The following is a 17,535-nucleotide window of genomic DNA, read 5'->3' on the forward strand; positions in this document are numbered from 1 at the left end:
TGACATAATTAAAAGGCTGTTGGGTATTACTCCTCAGCAACTTATTACAACCTATAATGAAGGGATTTTCCATGAACAAGAAAGTATTAATGATTGCTGGTGTTGCTATGACTGCTCTTATCGGTGGTTGTGCAAACACTACTGCTTTAGAAGAAAGTGTTGCTAACCTAGGTAACAAAGTTGATCAACTATCTTCTGAAGTTAGCTCTTTAAAATCAGAGCAAAGCAAATTATCTGCTGATGTGAAAGATTCTAAAGCAGCTTCTATGGACGCTCAAGCTGAAGCTAAGCGTGCAAACGATCGCATCGATAACATGGCTTCTTCTTACAAAAAGTAAGAAACCATGAAAATTAGCTTATTTTTATAGGTTGATTATTAAGGCTTGAACATAGTAAACAGACTTAAGTCGTTTACCATTTCAAGCCTTAATTGTATCTGCAGGATTAAATCAACATAAGGGCATGCCGCGCAAACGTTAACTCTGTAATAAACTTACTTGGCTTCTGCTAGCTTTGCAGTAATCAATACATAATCAAATTCTAACCCTGTCACAGGATGACTCTTAATTTGATGCTTTAATTGATCATTAACCCGCCATGCAAGGTGGTTCATCTCCAACAGTGTCATCGCTTGTTCGCCGCTCACATCACCAGTAAAGCTAATCGATTTTGTATTAACCACTTCAATCTGCTTGGGTAAATTCAACTGCAATGGCTTTTCCGCTAAATTGTCATATACCTGCTGCTTCAGTTGCCATAAATGCCGAGGACCGGGCACTAACATTAATAATCGACCGCTGTCTTTTAACACCCTTAGGCACTCTTTACCTTTTAAAGCCACGTCAAATAGCGACACGATATCTAAACTGTTATCAGCAAAAGGTAACTTCTTATAAGGGGTAAGGATTAGACTAGCTGGGGTATTTTCTTTGCTGGCTGCAAATAGTGCGTTCTCAGCTTCAGAAACGCCCCAATGGCTAACATCAACATTAGTGCTGGTAGCAAGGTGTCGCAAATATAGACCATCTGCACAGCTAAAATTCAGGTGCTGTAGTTCGGTGCGCCCATCAATCAATTGATTAAATGACTCACTCAGTTTATCCATTAACGGTTTAAATAAGTCTTCAGCCATAAGAAAGCGTTTCGAGCGCAGTTGCTGACGTGACTCATTCGCGCCCTTGAACTTGGTTGAGGTAACAAAGGATAAATAGCCTTGGGCATTTTTATCAATATGATGCTTATTATCACAATAGTAGCCTGCTGAGGCCTGATGATAATGCAATGCTGTCGCACACTTAGGGCAGATCAAAATTGAGTTCATTACAGAAAACGTCCTAGACTTTACAGCTAAATTTAAGGAATAAAAAACGGGTGATAACACCCGTTTTTTATTTTATTAATCATTGATGATTTTGTCTCTCATAATGATTAATCTATTGTGGTTTATATTACAGGAATATAAAGCCACATAATACTGCGCCAAGAGTTAGGCGATACAGCACAAATGGGGTCATGCCAATCTTGCTGATAATTTTCAAGAAAAAGTAAATACAAGTATAGGCTGCAAAAAACGAAACCACGATACCCAGTAGCACCTCACCGTAATTAATCACCAAGTCACTTGAAACGGCATCTTTAGTCATTAAAATCGCCGCACCTAAAATCACCGGTATTGACATTAAAAATGAAAAGCGTGCTGCAGCTTCTTTGTTTAGACCTAACATCAAAGCGGCGGTGATGGTAATACCTGAACGTGACGTGCCTGGAATAATCGCCAACGCTTGAGCAAAACCAATTAATAGCGCCTTTCTCCAACCGGTTTGATACTCGGTTAGCTCATTACGGGCCATTTTATCACCGACCCACAACAGCAAACCAAATATAACTGTAGTGATAGCAATTACCCCAGGGCCACGAAGGTAGGTTTCGATTAAATCTTTTGCCATAAAGCCAAAGAACACCGCCGGTAATGTCGCTAAAATGATCCACCAAGCTAATTTACTGTCTTGGGTATGAACACCTTTAACCATGCTCGCTATCCACGCATTGAGCATGAGCCATATTTCTTTTCTAAAATAGATCACTACCGCTAATAATGAACCAATATGAACAGCGACATCAAAGAAAAGACCTTGATCTTGCCAGCCTAAAACTTGCGCCGGCAAAATCAGGTGAGCGGAGCTTGAAATCGGTAAAAACTCTGTTAGCCCTTGAATGATGGCAAGTATAATAACCTGAATGGTTTCCATGATTGTCCTTTATAATATTAACGTGTCAGTGTTGCAGGGAAGTCAAACTCAATCGGCCAAATATGCTGGCTAGATTTATCGTAATTATCCCAAAGTAATTGATAGGGTTGATGCGTTATTGGGTGAGTTAATTGCGGCGCAATTTCTGCCAGCGGCCACAATACAAAAGCATTAAATAAAATCTCACCTCGAGGCAGTTCAACCGGTTGCTGACAAATTTCATTATCATAAAGCAGTAAGTCGATATCTAAACTTCGTGGACTAAATTTTTTTTCACCGCGAATGCGGCCATTTTGCTTTTCTATTCGTTTAAAGCTGGCAACCACCTCAGCAATACTCATATCGGTATCAGCTGCGGCCACCATATTTAAAAAATTGGTACCTTGAAACCCAACTGCTTCACTTTCAAACATCCTTGATAACTGTAATGGGCCAAATTGCTGCTGCAAATCAATTAATCCTGACTGCATGTGTGCAACAGGGTCAATATTAGTGCCTAGACTGATATAAATACGTGCCATTAACTCACTCTGTAATATAAAGAACAAACATGAAAAGATGATTAAATAGTGCTAAAACATGTTACTAAAATTGACCGCGCTCAATAACCACACCAACAGAGACTGCAGTAGGTACCGCACCAGGTTTCATCACTGTCACTTTAACGCCTTCAACCTTAAATTCAGTCATCAAACACTCGGCAATCATTTCTGCGACAGTTTCAATTAGCTCAACGGGTTTTTGAGTGATTAATGCAGTGAGGCGATTAGACACACTTTCGTAGCACAAGGCATGTTGATAATCATCAGTGGCAGCAGCCATTTTATTGTCCCAAGCCATATCTAAATCGATGAGCAATATTTGCTGTATTTGTTTTTCCCACTCGTAGATCCCTATTACAGTTTCAATTTTCAGCTCGCGAATAAGTACTTTATCCATGCTTTCTCCGAGTTTTACTCATTTTTTTAAAAAAACAGCCTAAAAAAGCTGATAATGACATCAATTAACCGTTATCATGATTTTTGTCTTTTTCCTGAGCAACTAAAGCAGTAGGATAATGGCTAGCTATTTATGAATGATAACCATTCTAAATAGCGTTTTAAAAGCTGATAATAACCATTAAGATCAAGTGATATAAATTAATGGGCGATGATACCCTAAGAAGACTAAGGACACCAATTTGAGCGCTGTTACAATCACAATATTGATGATTATAACCGCCTACCTAGCCGGTTCTATTTCAAGTGCCATTTTGGTTTGTAAATTAAGAGGTTTACCCGACCCTCGCACTGAAGGCTCAGGCAACCCTGGGGCAACCAACGTACTTCGTATCGGTGGCGCAAGCTCTGCTGCCTTAGTTTTATTTTTCGACATGCTTAAAGGCGCCGCGCCCAGCTATTGCAGCTACTTACTCGGTCAAGATGCGGTGTCATTAGGGCTCATTGCCATCGCAGCTTGTTTAGGCCACATCTACCCGCTCTTTTTTAACTTTCAAGGCGGCAAAGGCGTAGCGACTGCCTTTGGCGCGATGGCTCCTATTGGCGGCGATTTAGCCGCCATGTTAATTATTACTTGGTTAGTATTTGTAATTATTACTCGCTATTCATCATTAGCCGCCATTTTAACTGCAATACTTGCACCAGTTTACACATGGTGGTTAGACGAGCGCTTTGTCATTCCAGTGGCAATGCTCTCTTTATTAATTGTCATTCGCCATAAAGATAATATTAAGCGCTTGAGAGTGGGCGAAGAAAGCAAGCTTTCCCGTAAGAAAAAACAAGCTAACTAGTTTTAACTCAAACTATCTAACTGATTATATTATTGATATAAAAAAACTAAGCCATGGCTTAGGTTTTTTCATATCAGGTAATGACTTAATTACACAGCAGACAAGGTATCTAATGGCCAGCGCGGCTTGCCTTCTACCTCTAACGACTCCACCTGCCCAGCTTTTAAGCGCTGTAAGCCAGCAAAAGCGATCATTGCACCATTATCGGTACAAAACTCACCTCTTGGATAAAACACCTCACCATTTAACTTAGCCATCATGGTCGCTAAATTTTCTCTTAACCGAGTATTAGCGCTCACTCCACCTGCTACAACTAAGCGATTATAACCTGTTTGTTTTAATGCGCGTTGACACTTAATCGCTAAAGTATCCACCACTGCCTCTTCAAAAGCGCGGGCAATATTGGCTCTTGTTTGCTCATCATCAGGCTCTTTAGCGATGGTATTCGCGGTAAAGGTTTTTAAGCCTGAAAAGCTAAAATTAAGCCCTGGTTTATCTGTCATTGGTCGAGGGAATTTATAACCTGCCTCAACACCTTTTGCTGCTAACTTAGCTAAACGTGGCCCACCAGGGTAATCAAGCCCCATCAGCTTAGCGGTTTTATCAAATGCTTCACCAGCAGCGTCATCAACCGATTCACCTAACACCTGATAACGGCCAATGCCTTCTACTTGCACTAACATTGAGTGACCGCCAGATACCAGCAGAGCAAGAAAAGGGAACTCAGGCGCATCACCTTCAAGCATTGGCGCTAATAAATGCCCTTCCATATGGTGAACTCCAATTGCAGGCTTGTCCCACGAATATGCCAATGAACGCCCAACACAAGCGCCGACTAATAGCGCGCCAATTAATCCAGGTCCTTTAGTAAAAGCGATGCCATCAATATCATCAACAGTAGAGTTAGCCTCTTTAAGCGCCTGCTTAATCAATGGAATAATTTTACGCACATGATCACGAGATGCTAATTCAGGCACAACACCACCATAATCTGCATGTAATTTCACTTGGCTATATAAAGCATGGGATAATAGTCCCTGCTCATCATCATAAACAGCGATTCCAGTTTCATCGCATGATGTTTCAATACCTAAAACCCGCATAGCATCTCGTCTTGATAAATTTGTAAGGGCGGCAATTCTACCTGTTGAGAAGATTTTATTCCACCAAGCATAATCATCAGTCTCAAAAAAATGACACCTTGATTGTCATTTGCGATTAACAAAGGGGTTTACAAAAGCATCGTAATCGATGTAGAATTCGGCACCATTTTAAATAGCCTTGGTTAATCTACCAAAACAGGTAGTGCCAAATTAACTACACCTAAGGGGTGATGGCGTATGCCAATTATTAAAGTACGTGAAAACGAACCATTCGACGTAGCTCTTCGTCGTTTCAAGCGCTCTTGTGAAAAAGCAGGTATCTTAGCTGATGTTCGCGCTCGTGAATTCTACGAGAAGCCAACTTCTGCACGTAAGCGCGCAAAAGCTGCCGCTGTTAAGCGTCTAGCTAAGAAGCTTTCTCGCGAAAACGCACGTCGCGTACGTTTATACTAATCTCACTATGAGCCTAGTCGAACAGCTAAAAGACCAAATGAAAGAAGCTATGCGTGCCAAAGATAAGGCGCGTTTGGGGACAATTCGTATGGCACTGTCTGCCATTAAACAGATTGAAGTGGATACCCGCGAAACTCTGACTGATGAACAGACAATAGCCGTTTTAACCAAAATGGTAAAACAACGTCGCGATTCTATAACTCAGTATGAGTCAGCAAATCGCCCGGAGTTAGCAGCAGCTGAAGCAGCAGAGATTCAAGTCATTGAAACTTTCTTGCCTTCTCCTTTAACAGAAGAAGAAGTTGCCGCAATCATTGATGAAGCTATCTCTCAGGTAGGTGCATCAACCATGGCGGATATGGGCAAAGTAATGGGAGCATTAAAATCTAAGGTTCAAGGTCGTGCAGATATGGGTGCCATTGGCAGTCTAATCCGTGCTAAATTAAACTAACAGATCGTTAATGTGTGAATAAGCCGTGCACCTTGCACGGCTTGTTTGTTTTATCTATTTGGTAATGCGAGACCTATAGCATTTATGGCGATACCTCGTGACTTTATCAATGAGCTAATAGCTCGAACTGACATTGTTGATCTAATTGATCACCGTGTACCTTTGAAAAAAGCAGGGAAAAATCACTCTGCATGTTGTCCTTTTCATAGCGAAAAATCACCTTCTTTTACCGTCAGTCAAGACAAGCAATTTTACCACTGCTTTGGTTGTGGTGCTCATGGCAACGCCATTGATTTTATCATGGAATATGATCGACTAGAATTTGTCGATGCCATTGAAGAGCTTGCCGGTAAACTCGGACTCGAGGTACCAAGAGAGCAAGGTACTGGTCCTAAAAAAGATCAAAGTTTAAGTCGTGACTTATACCAATTGATGGAAGAAGCGAATCTTTATTATCAAAATCAATTGCGTCAACACAGCGACAAACAAAAAGTTGTAGATTATTTAGAATTCAGAGGGCTCTCCAGTGATGTTGTAGAGCATTTTGGAATCGGTTTTGCGCCAGATGGTTGGGATGGACTATTAAGTCGATATCGCCAAAACCCTGCAGCACAAGACAAATTACTCACCGCCGGAATGCTAATTGCCAACGATAATGGCAAGCGATATGACCGCTTTCGCGATCGGTTAATGTTTCCTATTCGCGACCGCAGAGGCCGAGTTGTTGGCTTTGGTGGTCGAGTTTTAGGCGATGGAACACCAAAGTACTTGAATTCGCCAGAAACGCCCATATTTCATAAGGGAAATGAGCTTTACGGTCTTTACGAACTCAAGCAAACCCATAGAGACCCACAACAAGTATTAATTGTTGAAGGCTATATGGACGTTGTGGCGCTTGCCCAATTTGGTGTTGATTATGCCGTTGCATCACTTGGCACAGCAACAACCGCTGAACAATTTCAGCTGTTAGTGCGTAGTGCTAAAGAAGTCATTTGTTGTTACGACGGTGACCGAGCAGGTAAAGAAGCCGCTTGGCGTGCACTAGAAACCGCACTGCCTTTATTAAAGCCTGGTGATGTCGTTAGGTTTATGTTTTTACCTCAAGGCGAAGATCCAGATACCATGGTTCGCCAAGTAGGCAAAGACGGTTTTGAAGAGTTAATGGTCAGCGCCCTCGACTTACCGGCGTTTTTATTTGAGACCTTAACCAGTAAATTCGGTAGTGATAAAAGCTCATTGGCTAAACAAGCTATGTCGCTAATCGAACGTGTTCAAGACACTGTGTTACAGAATTTATTATTAGAAAATCTCGCCCATAAAATTGGTATGAATAGCGCAGATGATCTAAAGAAAAAGTTAGGTTTTGCAGTAAAACAGCAACAACCTATGAATAAAAAAGGTTTACAAGGGCGTGGTACCCCACTGCGATTAGCCATTGCATTATTAGTACAACGTCCAGAGTTAGGATATGGCTTAGCTGTACAACCCTCACTTGCACATTTAAAGATTGCTGGCATCGAATTGCTCAGTGATTTATTGAATTTAACTCGAGACCGAAAGTTAAACAGCGCACAACTACTTGAGATTTATCGTCAGCATGAACAAAAAAATGCGTTGATAAAATTGGCCCAATGGGACCACCAAGTGGCGGATGAAAACCTAGTTCAAGAGTTTAAACAATCCCTGATCTGGTTGAACAATCAATATATTGAACAACGCTATCAGGAACTGAGTCTTAAACAAACTCTAAATAAAGCTGAAAAAATTCAGCTCACGAAGCTTATTTCTATAATGAAAGGCATTGCTAAATAACATCTTTTATTAAAAAAATGTTCCCTTAAGTCATGTCATGGACTAGCGTACTTTAGTTCATAGAGCTATAATTGACGATTTGCTTGACACTTTGCCTCGGCAGGTGTCCAGTCGTTATTTCAGTTACCAACTTGGATGATATCTATGGAGCATACTCCGCAGTCGCAACTTAAATTGTTGCTTGCTAAAGGTAAAGAGCAAGGTTATTTAACCTATGCTGAAGTCAATGACCACTTGCCAGCTGACATGGTCGATTCTGATCAGATTGAAGATATTGTCCAGATGATCAATGACATGGGCATCCGCGTGTTTGAACAAGCGCCAGATGCCGATGACATGATGATGTCTGAGGACAACACCGACGAAGATGCAGCAGAAGAAGCTGCAGCAGCGCTTGCAACGGTAGAAAGTGAATTAGGTCGTACCACTGACCCAGTACGTATGTATATGCGTGAAATGGGTACAGTTGAGTTATTGACTCGCGAAGGCGAAATCGTCATCGCAAAACGTATTGAAGAAGGCATTAATACGGTTCAAAGTTCTGTCTCTGAATATCCGCAAGCGATTGCGATGATTTTAGAGCAGTTTGATAAGTATGAAGCTGACGAAATACGTTTAACTGACATTATCGCAGGTTTTGTTAACCCTGATGATGATGACGTAGCACCAACAGCAACACACGTTGGTTCTGAGTTATCAGAAGAAGAGTTAGAAGACGAAGATGATGCCGAAGATGCTGAAGACGAAGAGGAAGGCCCAAAAGGTCCAGATCCTGAAGAAGCTAAAGAGAAGTTTACCCAATTACGCGAAGTGTTTGAAAAAGGCTTAGCTGTTATTGAGAAAAAAGGCCGTGATCACCCTGAAGCCATCGGTGCTTTATTTGTCATTGGCGAGCTTTTCAAAGAATTCCGTTTAGTACCAAAGCAATTTGATCGCTTAGTAAAAAGCATGCGTTCTATGATGGACCGCGTACGTGTACAAGAGCGTTTAATCCTTAAGCTTTGTGTTGAACAAGCTAAAATGCCAAAGAAAAACTTTGTTAAGTTCTTCACCGGTAATGAAACTGACTTAACTTGGTTCCATGCTGAAATGAGCAGTAATAAGCCTTATGCTGAAGGCTTACGTATGGTTAAAGACGATGTGATTCGTTGTAGCACTAAACTTGCTGCTATCGAAGAAGAAACCGGCTTAGTCATTCGCGCAATTAAAGACATCAACCGTCGTATGTCAATCGGTGAAGCAAGAGCTCGTCGTGCGAAGAAAGAAATGGTTGAAGCGAACTTACGTCTAGTAATTTCTATTGCTAAAAAGTACACCAACCGTGGCTTACAGTTCTTGGATTTGATTCAAGAAGGTAACATTGGTTTGATGAAAGCAGTAGATAAGTTCGAATACCGTCGTGGTTATAAGTTCTCAACTTATGCTACTTGGTGGATCCGTCAGGCGATTACTCGTTCAATTGCTGACCAAGCACGTACCATTCGTATTCCAGTACACATGATTGAAACGATTAATAAACTTAACCGTATTTCACGTCAAATGTTACAAGAAATGGGCCGCGAACCAACACCTGAAGAATTATCAGAGCGCATGTTAATGCCAGAAGATAAGATCCTTAAAGTGCTGAAAATCGCTAAAGAGCCTATTTCAATGGAAACACCTATTGGTGATGATGAAGATTCGCACTTAGGTGACTTCATTGAAGATAACACGCTTGAGCTACCATTAGACTCAGCAACAAGCGAAAGTCTTAAAAATGCCACTCATGAAGTGCTAGCAGGCCTAACAGCCCGAGAAGCTAAAGTGTTACGTATGCGTTTTGGTATTGATATGAATACCGACCATACCCTTGAAGAAGTGGGTAAACAGTTTGATGTAACCCGTGAACGTATTCGTCAAATTGAAGCAAAAGCACTACGTAAATTGCGTCACCCTTCTCGCTCAGAAATCTTGAAGTCTTTCTTAGACGAATAGAGTCTCACTAAGAAGTTGCAACAATAATGAAAGCCCGTTAATTCGGGCTTTTTTTTGCCTCAAAATTACTTTATTTAATATAAAAAACCTCATGATTGCTTAACAGATAACCAATTGAATCTTTTAGTCACAATTCTCAGCAATTGGCGGGTGACAACCGTGAATAAACTTCGTATACTTCTTTCCGCTTTCGATAGTGACGACTATCTTAAGTCGGCCCCTTAGCTCAGTTGGTTAGAGCATACGACTCATAATCGTCAGGTCCCCAGTTCGAGTCTGGGAGGGGCCACCAATTTATTGATAGGCCGCTTGGATTTATTCAAGCGGCTTTTTCATGTCTATAAGATCCACCCTGTCTATCTCCGGTATTCTACAATATCAATCCACTTCAAAATCACCAGTTAAACCAATCACCCAAAATTCACTAATAGCCAGATGCTTAATCCCATTCAGGTATTCAAAAGACCCAAGATTGATGTAATGGGTAGTCAATTACAGCATCAGAATCTTACTCATTAAAACCAATGTCATTCATCCATAAATGCTGGCAACTATCGTCAGCGTCGTCGAACTACAGCAATCTAGTTTTTGAGGTTGAATCCTAGCCATTAGATAAATAGATAAGTCGATAGGTTCAGTGAATACTTCAGTCCTCAATAGTAGAACCCAATCAACTAGGCCGTAACGAACGGTATCGACTAGCAATGTAATTACACTCAATACTGAGACTCTAATGTTATATAGGGCGTGATGGACTAGCAGGATGCTTCAGGGAGATAGTTCAGGCTAATAGTTAACTGGATTAGATGAAGTTAGCTCAACCGTCGACGCCGACAGCAAATCACTTCAAAAAAATAATGATTGGACGCTAAATTGAAGGTGAAAGACCGGAATAGGACCGGAGCGTCGTCACCGTCGAGGAATGGAGTGAAACTAGGATTGATTCAGTTCAGTGATACCAAGGGCTAGAGGTAGATGGATGGGCCAATCTAAGTAGAAAGGCCCAGCGACTTAGGATTTAGGTTAAGGTGGTTTTCGTGATTAATGATCGTTTAATACATTGATTTGTTGTGATAAAGTGATTTGATAGAGAAGTGTAAGATAGCATTTGATGTTAATGGGGTAATTGCTAGTTACATTACAAGCAAACATTTTTTTAAAGGATTATTAATATGAGTTTTCTTAAACATACATTGATACCAGATCAGCTTACTACTGCAAGGATAATGAAAAAAATAAGTGACTCTAATAAGCGACAAGGTCAAAAGACTATCACATTTCAGGAAACAGAAGAGTTCTATTCAGATCTTGACGAGTTGGTGAAAAACAAGAAAAAGGTAATCATTAAATTTAGTGGCGATAAAATGGATAAAGATTCACCACTTTGGGAACGTCTTTCTAAATGTAACGGTTGGGATGCTGTAGCAAATACCATTCAGAATGATTCAAAGGTAGCATCTAAAATTGTACAACCAAATCTAGTAAGCTCCTTAACTGGTGGTGAGTTATTATTGCTTGCGTACTTTGCTACATTAATTTTTGGGCTTTGTGCATATGCTGTCTATAAAGGAAGAAAAGTTAGAGTAAAAGGTAAAGAAGGTGAATCTGAAGGTGAGATCATCATTGAGTAAATAGTTTAAGCGTCAGTGCTGAGACTGTAACTAATTTTGTGTAACTGCTTATCAACACGTACTCTATAGAGAGTCAAGGATAGGCAGATACTCATGAACAAAAAAGATATTGAAGCTTTTGCTAAAGAAGCTGCTAAAAGCATTAAAACACCAGAAGACTTAAACCAATTCAGTCAGATGCTCAAAAAGATAACGGTCGAAGCCGCTCTTAATGCCGAAATGGATGACCACCTGGGCTATGAGAAACACCATAAATCGACTTCTGCTAATAGCCGTAACGGTAAAACCAGCAAGCGCATTCAAACTGAAGATGGTCAATTTGAGCTTGATACGCCGCGAGACCGTGAAGGCAGTTTCGAACCTCAGTTAGTTAAAAAACACCAGTCCAGATTTACCTCTATGGACGATAAAATATTGTGGCTCTACGCTCAAGGCATGAGTACTCGTGATATCGTTCAAGCCTTTGATGAATGGTACGGCGCAGAGATATCACCCACGTTAGTTTCTCGCGTTACCAACGCCGTTCTAGAGCAAGTTATTGAATGGCAAAGTCGACCTTTAGATGCCATTTACCCAATCGTTTACCTTGATTGTATCGTCGTAAAAATCCGTCAGGATAAGCGCGTTATTAACAAATCTATTTTCTTAGCGTTAGGCATTAACCTTGAAGGTCACAAAGAGCTAATGGGGCTTTGGATAGCTGAAAATGAAGGGGCTAAATTTTGGTTAGGTGTCCTCACTGAACTACAGCAACGAGGCGTTGAGGATATTCTCATCGCTTGTGTTGATGGCTTAAAAGGCTTCCCTGATGCTATCAATACCGTTTATCCAGATACTCATGTACAGCTCTGTATCGTACATATGGTCAGAAATTCATTAAAGTACGTATCGTGGAAAGACTACAAGGCAGTCACTGCGGACCTTAAAAGCATCTACCAATCAACAACGGAGGAGGAAGCTTTACTTGAATTAGACCGTTTCAGCGATACCTGGGATGAGCAATACCCCCAAATCAGCAAGTCATGGCATAATCATTGGCACAACTTAAATACGTTTTTCAATTATCCTCAGGATATTCGTAAGGCCATTTACACAACCAATGCTATAGAGTCGTTAAATAGCGTGATTAGACGAGCGTTGAAAAAACGTAAGGTATTTCCTAATGATGACTCGGCCAAGAAAATGATTTACCTTGCGATAAAAGAAGCCAGTAAAAAATGGACCATGCCCATCCGAAACTGGCGTACTGCGATGAGCCGATTTATTATTGAGTTCGAAGACAGAATTGTGAAGCATATTAACTAAATTGCAGTTACACAGAATCTGTTACACCCTCTCAGTGCTTTTTTATGTGATTTTGGTAAAGGGTTCAGCTTTCTTCTATTTCTTCCCGTAACATATTAAATCTTAAACATATATTAACTTTATGATATCAAATTCATAGGGTTAATCATGCTGAAAATCACAAACTGGCAAAACATACGGACACTACCAATCAATCCTGCCTTATTAAATCAACTTAAACAACATCTTCAATCACCATTTAGCTATGAAAATGAAGCTCAATCCATATGGTCTGAACTGGAATGCGAGCTGTGGATGATTTCATCACTTTCAGACATTTCTAGCGTCGGCGTCGACGGGAATTCAATAACAATCAACTGTAGGGACCGACTTACTTTTGCTCTAGAGAACATCGAATTTGAAGATGAGCTAGAACAAGATTACTTACTGACGTTGGCCATCTTAAATAGCTCTGGTCAAGGCCTATACCTACTGATGCCTAAATCACTAAAGTCTGAGTTAATGGATGCACTAGGAGTTAATCATGAGCTCTAAAACGAATAAGAAACAGGATACGAAAGGTTCTAAGATCTCTAAGGACATGACTCCTCAAGATAGCAATGTCATATCAGCTAAAGAGAAAACTAAGCCTGAACTGATCTGTATACGTAAAGGGTCAGCCCCTAAGATCAGGAGCAGTACCCAACTCATTCACTATGTCATCGGTAAAAGCAACGATACTGATGTACTACAGCTCATATCCAACACTAACAACGGACTGTTTTCTGATGAGCTGATAGCTATTGAATCAATCCAAAAATGCCTCTCTGGTCTAGCTAATGAGTCAACATTCACTTCTCGCATATTCCATTCACTATTTATGAAAAAAAGTAATAACAATGGGTGTAGTGGCATAGTTAATTTGGCCACCTAGTTAGAGGTGATATCATCACCTCATAAGTTAACAGGTCACACTATGAAAAAACGTACAAGAAGACTTTTTAGTGCAGAGTTCAAACTTGAATCTGCACAACTCGTGCTAGATCAGAATTACTCAATTGTTGAAGCTGCTCAAGCTATGAATGTGGGCAAATCAACCATGGATAAGTGGGTACGACAATTAAGAGAAGAGCGACAAGGTAAGCAGCATAAAGCATCACCTATATCACCAGAACAAGTTGAAATTCGAGAGTTAAAAAAGCAACTAGCTCGCCTCCAGGAACACAACGAAATATTAAAAAAGGCCACAGCTCTGTTGATGTCGGACTCACTGAACAATTCTTAATAATTGAGAAACTCAGGCAGAGCTATAGCATAAAAACATTATGCGAAGTGTTCAGTATTCATCGTAGTAGTTACAAGTATTGGAGAAAGAGACCAATAACCATTAACGCAGATAAGGTTAAGCTTCGCAGCCTAGTCAGCGAAGTACACACTGCAAGTAATGGATCGGCAGGTGCTAGAACGATTGCAGATATGGTTAGCCAGCAGGGTGTCTCGCTAAGCCGTTATCGTGCCACTAAGTTGATGAAAGAGCTTGGTATAGTTAGCTGCCAGGTACCTAGGCACAAATACCGAAAAGCGACACTAGAACATATTGAAATCCCTAATCACCTAGGTCGACAATTCGCTGTCACAGCTCCGAATGAAGTCTGGGTTGGTGATGTTACCTACGTGTGGGCTGGTAACCGTTGGATGTACTTAGCTGTGGTGATTGATCTATTTGCACGTAAAGTGATTGGCTGGGCTATGTCGTTATCACCTGATAGTCGTTTAACTGGCAAAGCGCTTTCGATGGCCTATGAAGGTCGTGGTAAACCTAAAGATGTTATGTTCCATGGCGATCAAGGGACTCACTATACAAGCAGAAGATATCGGCAACTATTATGGCGATACCAGCTCAAACAAAGTTTATCTCGACGTGGGAATTGTTGGGATAATAGTCCTATGGAACGTTTTTTTAGGAGCCTTAAGACAGAATGGATACCAACTACAGGGTATCGTAATTTTACTGAAGCGCAGAATGAAATTACACGATACATTATTGGATATTATTGTCAGCTTCGGCCGCATCAATATAACGGCGGGCTGACGCCCAATGAGTCAGAACGATTGTTCTGGTTAAACTCTAAGACTGTGACCAATATTTCTTGACCACTACAGCTGGATTCCTCGGTGCTGTACTTAGACAAGAGGGAATACTGAAAGTGGCAGATAAGAAGCTATTCATGCATCTACTGGTGGTTCAGGCTGATGATATAGCAGCAAGTCTAATCGAAGGTAATTTAGTTGTTGATCCTGAATCCAATACTACTGAGGAACCAGCAAAGTAATACCTGCTCATTAGCCCCAGTAATTCCTGCACTACCCATTGTCGGCGTCGGCGAACTAGATCCGTCAACGTCGTCAGCAGTGGCATCAGTTTATGAAATTCTGTAGGTGATCTACTGGGAGATTAGGCTAGAAGATAGCTAGGTATATTCGGTTTTGCTAAAACTCATAATCGTCAGGTCCCCAGTTCGAGTCTGGGAGGGGCCACCAATTTATTGATAGGCCGCTTGGATTTATTCAAGCGGCTTTTTCATGTTTAAAATTTTAACTTTAGCGAAATACCAACAAATATCAACATCATCATTCCACGTAGATAGCGGCTGAAAACTCACAAATGATGTAAGTTACTAAATAGTTCTAGCAGCTTTATCATGACTTTAATTCCACTGCTAGCCTAAAGACATCAAACTAACATTCCATTGATTGCAAATAACACTAAAAGCGTTTTTATATTTGGCTGCCTTACTGAAATTTAACAAAAACACATACCCCAAATGATAACTTCACAAAAAATTGATCTAAAACACAGTTTATTTGTATTATTATATTAAATTAAACCTACTACTGTTACATCGCTGTTTGCCATGACATTTTGGCTCAAGGTTTTCGTTAAAAGGAATAAAAATGAAAAAAATAAAACTGTTACCCTTAGCGCTTATTGTTAGTAGTTTACTGGGTGGTTGTGCATCAAGCTCCGAAACGCCAACACCTTCAAATATCGAGATGAAACCAGCAACAGGTGAGCAAGTAGCGCCTGCTGATTATGCAAAATTTTCATCAATATTAAGTGCCTCAAAACTGCAAATATCAACACCAAACGCAAAACCCGGCAGTAAATATGAATTAGCTCAAGACAGCAATTTTAGCGGTATCGTTAATGAGCACTTTTATGTAGATAAAGGCTCTGAAGCCCTGGTCATGAATATGGAAGGTTATAAGTTACGTAACGAACTACGCGTCTTAGAAAACTTCAAATCTGATGAAAGCCAAACTTTTTATCGTCTATCTGCTGATTTAATGCCTATCAATCCACGAGAAGCCGTAGAAAACAGCCCTTCGAAAAATGATGCGATGACCTTCTTACAGGTACACAACAAAGGTACTTTTGACGATGGCAAGCATGGTGTGGGTTATATCCCTCACCCATTACTGCGTGTCGTTTACGAAGCCGACCGAAAAGGCATAAAAGATCATTACTGGGCTATCATCAAAAATAACAATGTGAATTGTGGTAAAGACAGTGGAAACCGCGATACGCCTGTTTGTAAAAATTCGTATGTGAGAATGAATTTAGGGAAGTTTACCCCTGATGTGCCAACGCATTTTGACATCATTGTTGGCGATCAAAAGCTGGTCATTAAAGTTGATGGTGTCACTAAAGTGAAGCATGACATTAGCTACTGGAAAGACATGCTAAGCTACTTCAAAGCTGGGGTTTATAACCAGTTCGAAAACGGTAAAAGCGAAGCTCATTTCTACAATTTAGAATACGCCATAGACACAAAACAAGCGCAATAAGCTCTCTTTAATTGCTGAGTAATACACCGCATTACAAACCAATGTAAACCGTTCTTATAAACACACGGATTACATTGGTTTTTCCATCTTACCTTGCCATTGAAATAGCTCTAACGGCCCTTAAACAGGTACTTAGTTCTTACTTTCACGTTCCTGTTGAGCGATTTCCAAATAATTTTGCGCCGCAGTAATGGCTTTAACAGCCCGAGAGTTAAACTCTCGATGATAGAGAATATAAACCACCAGCAAGCTGGCTATTATCAGTAAGATGGGGTTCCAAAACCAACAAAGCGCTGCCATGGAAAAGTAATAACTTCGTAAGCCATAATTGTAAGAGTGAGCGGCCTGATCGCCCACCGTGGCCATTTGGCGCGAATACTTTGCCAAGTTTTTATTGCTTCGTGTGCGATCAATGGGCGCTGCGCCAATCATCACATTTAAAAAGCCATATTGACGCATTGACCAAGTAAATTGAAAAAAGGCTAATACAAAAATACTTGCCAGCATAGCCAACTTCACCTGCACTAAGGCATGATTAGGTTCAGCGGCAAAGGGAATAGAGCTGATCACTTCTTCAAGGCGCTCAACTTGAGCAAATAAGGTCAATACACCCGCCAACACCAGTAAGGTGGTTGAGGCAAAAAAAGCGATATTACGTTCTAAGTTTGCCAACAATGCTGCCTCACCCACACGGATCTCCTTGGTCATCACTTCGGCCATCCAATAGATACGATGCTGATGCAAACAGCGGGCGATACAGTTCGTTGTTTTGGCCTTTTTACGGGCAAAAAAAGTGTAACCCACCCAGCATGAGAAGAAACACGCTAAAGCGATAAAATCGATAAAAGAGAAAAGCATAAGACTCAAGCTATTATGGAATTAATGGTTAATTATGCAACACATTACTCTTGCCTTAAATAGCCTTCATGTTATTAACCGC

General features: G+C 40.6%; 18 protein-coding genes and 1 tRNA gene. 13 read left to right on the forward strand and 6 right to left on the reverse strand.

Annotated elements, in window-relative coordinates:
* Positions 1-71 precede the first annotated feature (71 nt).
* Positions 72-338 carry an Lpp/OprI family alanine-zipper lipoprotein gene (locus tag BCU57_RS11405; protein WP_076542485.1) on the forward strand — a complete coding sequence of 89 codons (267 nt, stop codon included), beginning with the start codon at positions 72-74 and terminating at the stop codon, positions 336-338.
* A gap of 155 nt (positions 339-493) precedes the next feature.
* On the opposite strand, the gene BCU57_RS11410 is transcribed toward BCU57_RS11405, so the two are convergent.
* The 4 genes from BCU57_RS11410 to folB form a co-directional block, all read right to left on the reverse strand.
* Entirely contained in the window at positions 494-1,321 is an 828-nt protein-coding gene (locus tag BCU57_RS11410) for a methyltransferase domain-containing protein (protein ID WP_102439270.1), read from the reverse strand.
* 127 nt (positions 1,322-1,448) lie between these two features.
* Positions 1,449-2,249 carry an undecaprenyl-diphosphate phosphatase gene (locus BCU57_RS11415; protein WP_102439271.1) on the reverse strand — a complete coding sequence of 267 codons (801 nt, stop codon included), beginning with the start codon at positions 2,247-2,249 and terminating at the stop codon, positions 1,449-1,451.
* A gap of 17 nt (positions 2,250-2,266) precedes the next feature.
* A complete protein-coding gene (gene folK, locus BCU57_RS11420; RefSeq protein WP_102439272.1) occupies positions 2,267-2,770 on the reverse strand; it encodes a 2-amino-4-hydroxy-6-hydroxymethyldihydropteridine diphosphokinase in 504 nt (167 codons plus the stop codon).
* A 64-nt stretch (positions 2,771-2,834) separates the two neighbouring features.
* A complete protein-coding gene (folB, locus tag BCU57_RS11425; protein ID WP_102439273.1) occupies positions 2,835-3,188 on the reverse strand; it encodes a dihydroneopterin aldolase in 354 nt (117 codons plus the stop codon).
* Positions 3,189-3,429: 241 nt separating this feature from the next.
* Here folB and plsY point away from each other — a divergent pair, with 241 nt between their 5' ends.
* Positions 3,430-4,038: a glycerol-3-phosphate 1-O-acyltransferase PlsY gene (gene plsY / locus BCU57_RS11430; protein WP_102439274.1), complete on the forward strand. Its 609-nt coding sequence runs from the start codon at positions 3,430-3,432 to the stop codon at positions 4,036-4,038.
* An 89-nt stretch (positions 4,039-4,127) separates the two neighbouring features.
* On the opposite strand, the gene tsaD is transcribed toward plsY, so the two are convergent.
* Complete coding sequence (gene tsaD, locus BCU57_RS11435; protein WP_102439275.1) at positions 4,128-5,141, reverse strand: tRNA (adenosine(37)-N6)-threonylcarbamoyltransferase complex transferase subunit TsaD; 1,014 nt, start codon at positions 5,139-5,141, stop codon at positions 4,128-4,130.
* 237 nt (positions 5,142-5,378) lie between these two features.
* Here tsaD and rpsU point away from each other — a divergent pair, with 237 nt between their 5' ends.
* The 11 genes from rpsU (at position 5,379) to BCU57_RS11490 (ending at position 16,595) form a co-directional block, all read left to right on the forward strand.
* Entirely contained in the window at positions 5,379-5,594 is a 216-nt protein-coding gene (rpsU, locus tag BCU57_RS11440) for a 30S ribosomal protein S21 (protein WP_055024252.1), read from the forward strand.
* A 7-nt stretch (positions 5,595-5,601) separates the two neighbouring features.
* On the forward strand, positions 5,602-6,045 hold the full coding sequence (locus tag BCU57_RS11445) for a GatB/YqeY domain-containing protein (RefSeq protein WP_102439276.1): 444 nt from the start codon (positions 5,602-5,604) through the stop codon (positions 6,043-6,045).
* 84 nt (positions 6,046-6,129) lie between these two features.
* Positions 6,130-7,857 carry a DNA primase gene (dnaG, locus tag BCU57_RS11450; protein ID WP_102439277.1) on the forward strand — a complete coding sequence of 576 codons (1,728 nt, stop codon included), beginning with the start codon at positions 6,130-6,132 and terminating at the stop codon, positions 7,855-7,857.
* A 144-nt stretch (positions 7,858-8,001) separates the two neighbouring features.
* Positions 8,002-9,831: an RNA polymerase sigma factor RpoD gene (gene rpoD, locus BCU57_RS11455; RefSeq protein ID WP_102439278.1), complete on the forward strand. Its 1,830-nt coding sequence runs from the start codon at positions 8,002-8,004 to the stop codon at positions 9,829-9,831.
* Positions 9,832-10,046: 215 nt separating this feature from the next.
* Positions 10,047-10,123 (forward strand) — tRNA-Ile (locus BCU57_RS11460).
* 880 nt (positions 10,124-11,003) lie between these two features.
* The gene (locus tag BCU57_RS11465; RefSeq protein ID WP_102439279.1) at positions 11,004-11,462 is read left to right on the forward strand and encodes a hypothetical protein; all 459 of its coding nucleotides are present in this window, start codon (positions 11,004-11,006) and stop codon (positions 11,460-11,462) included.
* A 93-nt stretch (positions 11,463-11,555) separates the two neighbouring features.
* The gene (locus tag BCU57_RS11470; RefSeq protein ID WP_102440683.1) at positions 11,556-12,767 is read left to right on the forward strand and encodes an IS256 family transposase; all 1,212 of its coding nucleotides are present in this window, start codon (positions 11,556-11,558) and stop codon (positions 12,765-12,767) included.
* A gap of 147 nt (positions 12,768-12,914) precedes the next feature.
* A complete protein-coding gene (locus BCU57_RS11475) occupies positions 12,915-13,301 on the forward strand; it encodes a hypothetical protein (RefSeq protein ID WP_102437058.1) in 387 nt (128 codons plus the stop codon).
* Positions 13,302-13,722: 421 nt separating this feature from the next.
* Positions 13,723-14,900, forward strand: a protein-coding gene (locus BCU57_RS11480) for an IS3 family transposase (RefSeq protein ID WP_413211430.1) whose coding sequence is annotated in 2 segments (ribosomal slippage) — positions 13,723-13,990 and positions 13,990-14,900 — 1,179 coding nt in all. Because the reading frame shifts where the segments join, the coding sequence is not laid out codon by codon here.
* A 53-nt stretch (positions 14,901-14,953) separates the two neighbouring features.
* Complete coding sequence (locus BCU57_RS11485) at positions 14,954-15,079, forward strand: hypothetical protein (RefSeq protein WP_277869090.1); 126 nt, start codon at positions 14,954-14,956, stop codon at positions 15,077-15,079.
* 622 nt (positions 15,080-15,701) lie between these two features.
* Complete coding sequence (locus tag BCU57_RS11490) at positions 15,702-16,595, forward strand: polysaccharide lyase family 7 protein (RefSeq protein WP_241900957.1); 894 nt, start codon at positions 15,702-15,704, stop codon at positions 16,593-16,595.
* A gap of 132 nt (positions 16,596-16,727) precedes the next feature.
* Here BCU57_RS11490 and BCU57_RS11495 read toward each other — a convergent pair whose 3' ends face one another.
* Positions 16,728-17,453, reverse strand: coding sequence for a DUF599 domain-containing protein (locus BCU57_RS11495; protein WP_102438751.1), 726 nt, complete (start codon positions 17,451-17,453; stop codon positions 16,728-16,730).
* Positions 17,454-17,535: the final 82 nt, after the last annotated feature.

The organism is Shewanella sp. 10N.286.48.B5, from assembly GCF_002874355.2.
Classification (GTDB): Bacteria; Pseudomonadota; Gammaproteobacteria; order Enterobacterales; family Shewanellaceae; genus Shewanella.

Bases quoted from the DNA above. Each gene is read 5' to 3' on its own strand.
- folK (WP_102439272.1), bottom strand. From the start codon at position 2,770: ATGGCACGTATTTATATCAGTCTAGGCACTAATATTGACCCTGTTGCA.
- BCU57_RS11415 (WP_102439271.1), bottom strand. From the start codon at position 2,249: ATGGAAACCATTCAGGTTATTATACTTGCCATCATTCAAGGGCTAACA.
- BCU57_RS11465 (WP_102439279.1), top strand. From the start codon at position 11,004: ATGAGTTTTCTTAAACATACATTGATACCAGATCAGCTTACTACTGCA.
- BCU57_RS11470 (WP_102440683.1), top strand. From the start codon at position 11,556: ATGAACAAAAAAGATATTGAAGCTTTTGCTAAAGAAGCTGCTAAAAGC.
- BCU57_RS11445 (WP_102439276.1), top strand. From the start codon at position 5,602: ATGAGCCTAGTCGAACAGCTAAAAGACCAAATGAAAGAAGCTATGCGT.
- dnaG (WP_102439277.1), top strand. From the start codon at position 6,130: ATGGCGATACCTCGTGACTTTATCAATGAGCTAATAGCTCGAACTGAC.
- BCU57_RS11410 (WP_102439270.1), bottom strand. From the start codon at position 1,321: ATGAACTCAATTTTGATCTGCCCTAAGTGTGCGACAGCATTGCATTAT.
- BCU57_RS11490 (WP_241900957.1), top strand. From the start codon at position 15,702: ATGAAAAAAATAAAACTGTTACCCTTAGCGCTTATTGTTAGTAGTTTA.
- rpsU (WP_055024252.1), top strand. From the start codon at position 5,379: ATGCCAATTATTAAAGTACGTGAAAACGAACCATTCGACGTAGCTCTT.
- rpoD (WP_102439278.1), top strand. From the start codon at position 8,002: ATGGAGCATACTCCGCAGTCGCAACTTAAATTGTTGCTTGCTAAAGGT.
- BCU57_RS11495 (WP_102438751.1), bottom strand. From the start codon at position 17,453: ATGCTTTTCTCTTTTATCGATTTTATCGCTTTAGCGTGTTTCTTCTCA.
- folB (WP_102439273.1), bottom strand. From the start codon at position 3,188: ATGGATAAAGTACTTATTCGCGAGCTGAAAATTGAAACTGTAATAGGG.
- BCU57_RS11405 (WP_076542485.1), top strand. From the start codon at position 72: ATGAACAAGAAAGTATTAATGATTGCTGGTGTTGCTATGACTGCTCTT.
- tsaD (WP_102439275.1), bottom strand. From the start codon at position 5,141: ATGCGGGTTTTAGGTATTGAAACATCATGCGATGAAACTGGAATCGCT.
- BCU57_RS11475 (WP_102437058.1), top strand. From the start codon at position 12,915: ATGCTGAAAATCACAAACTGGCAAAACATACGGACACTACCAATCAAT.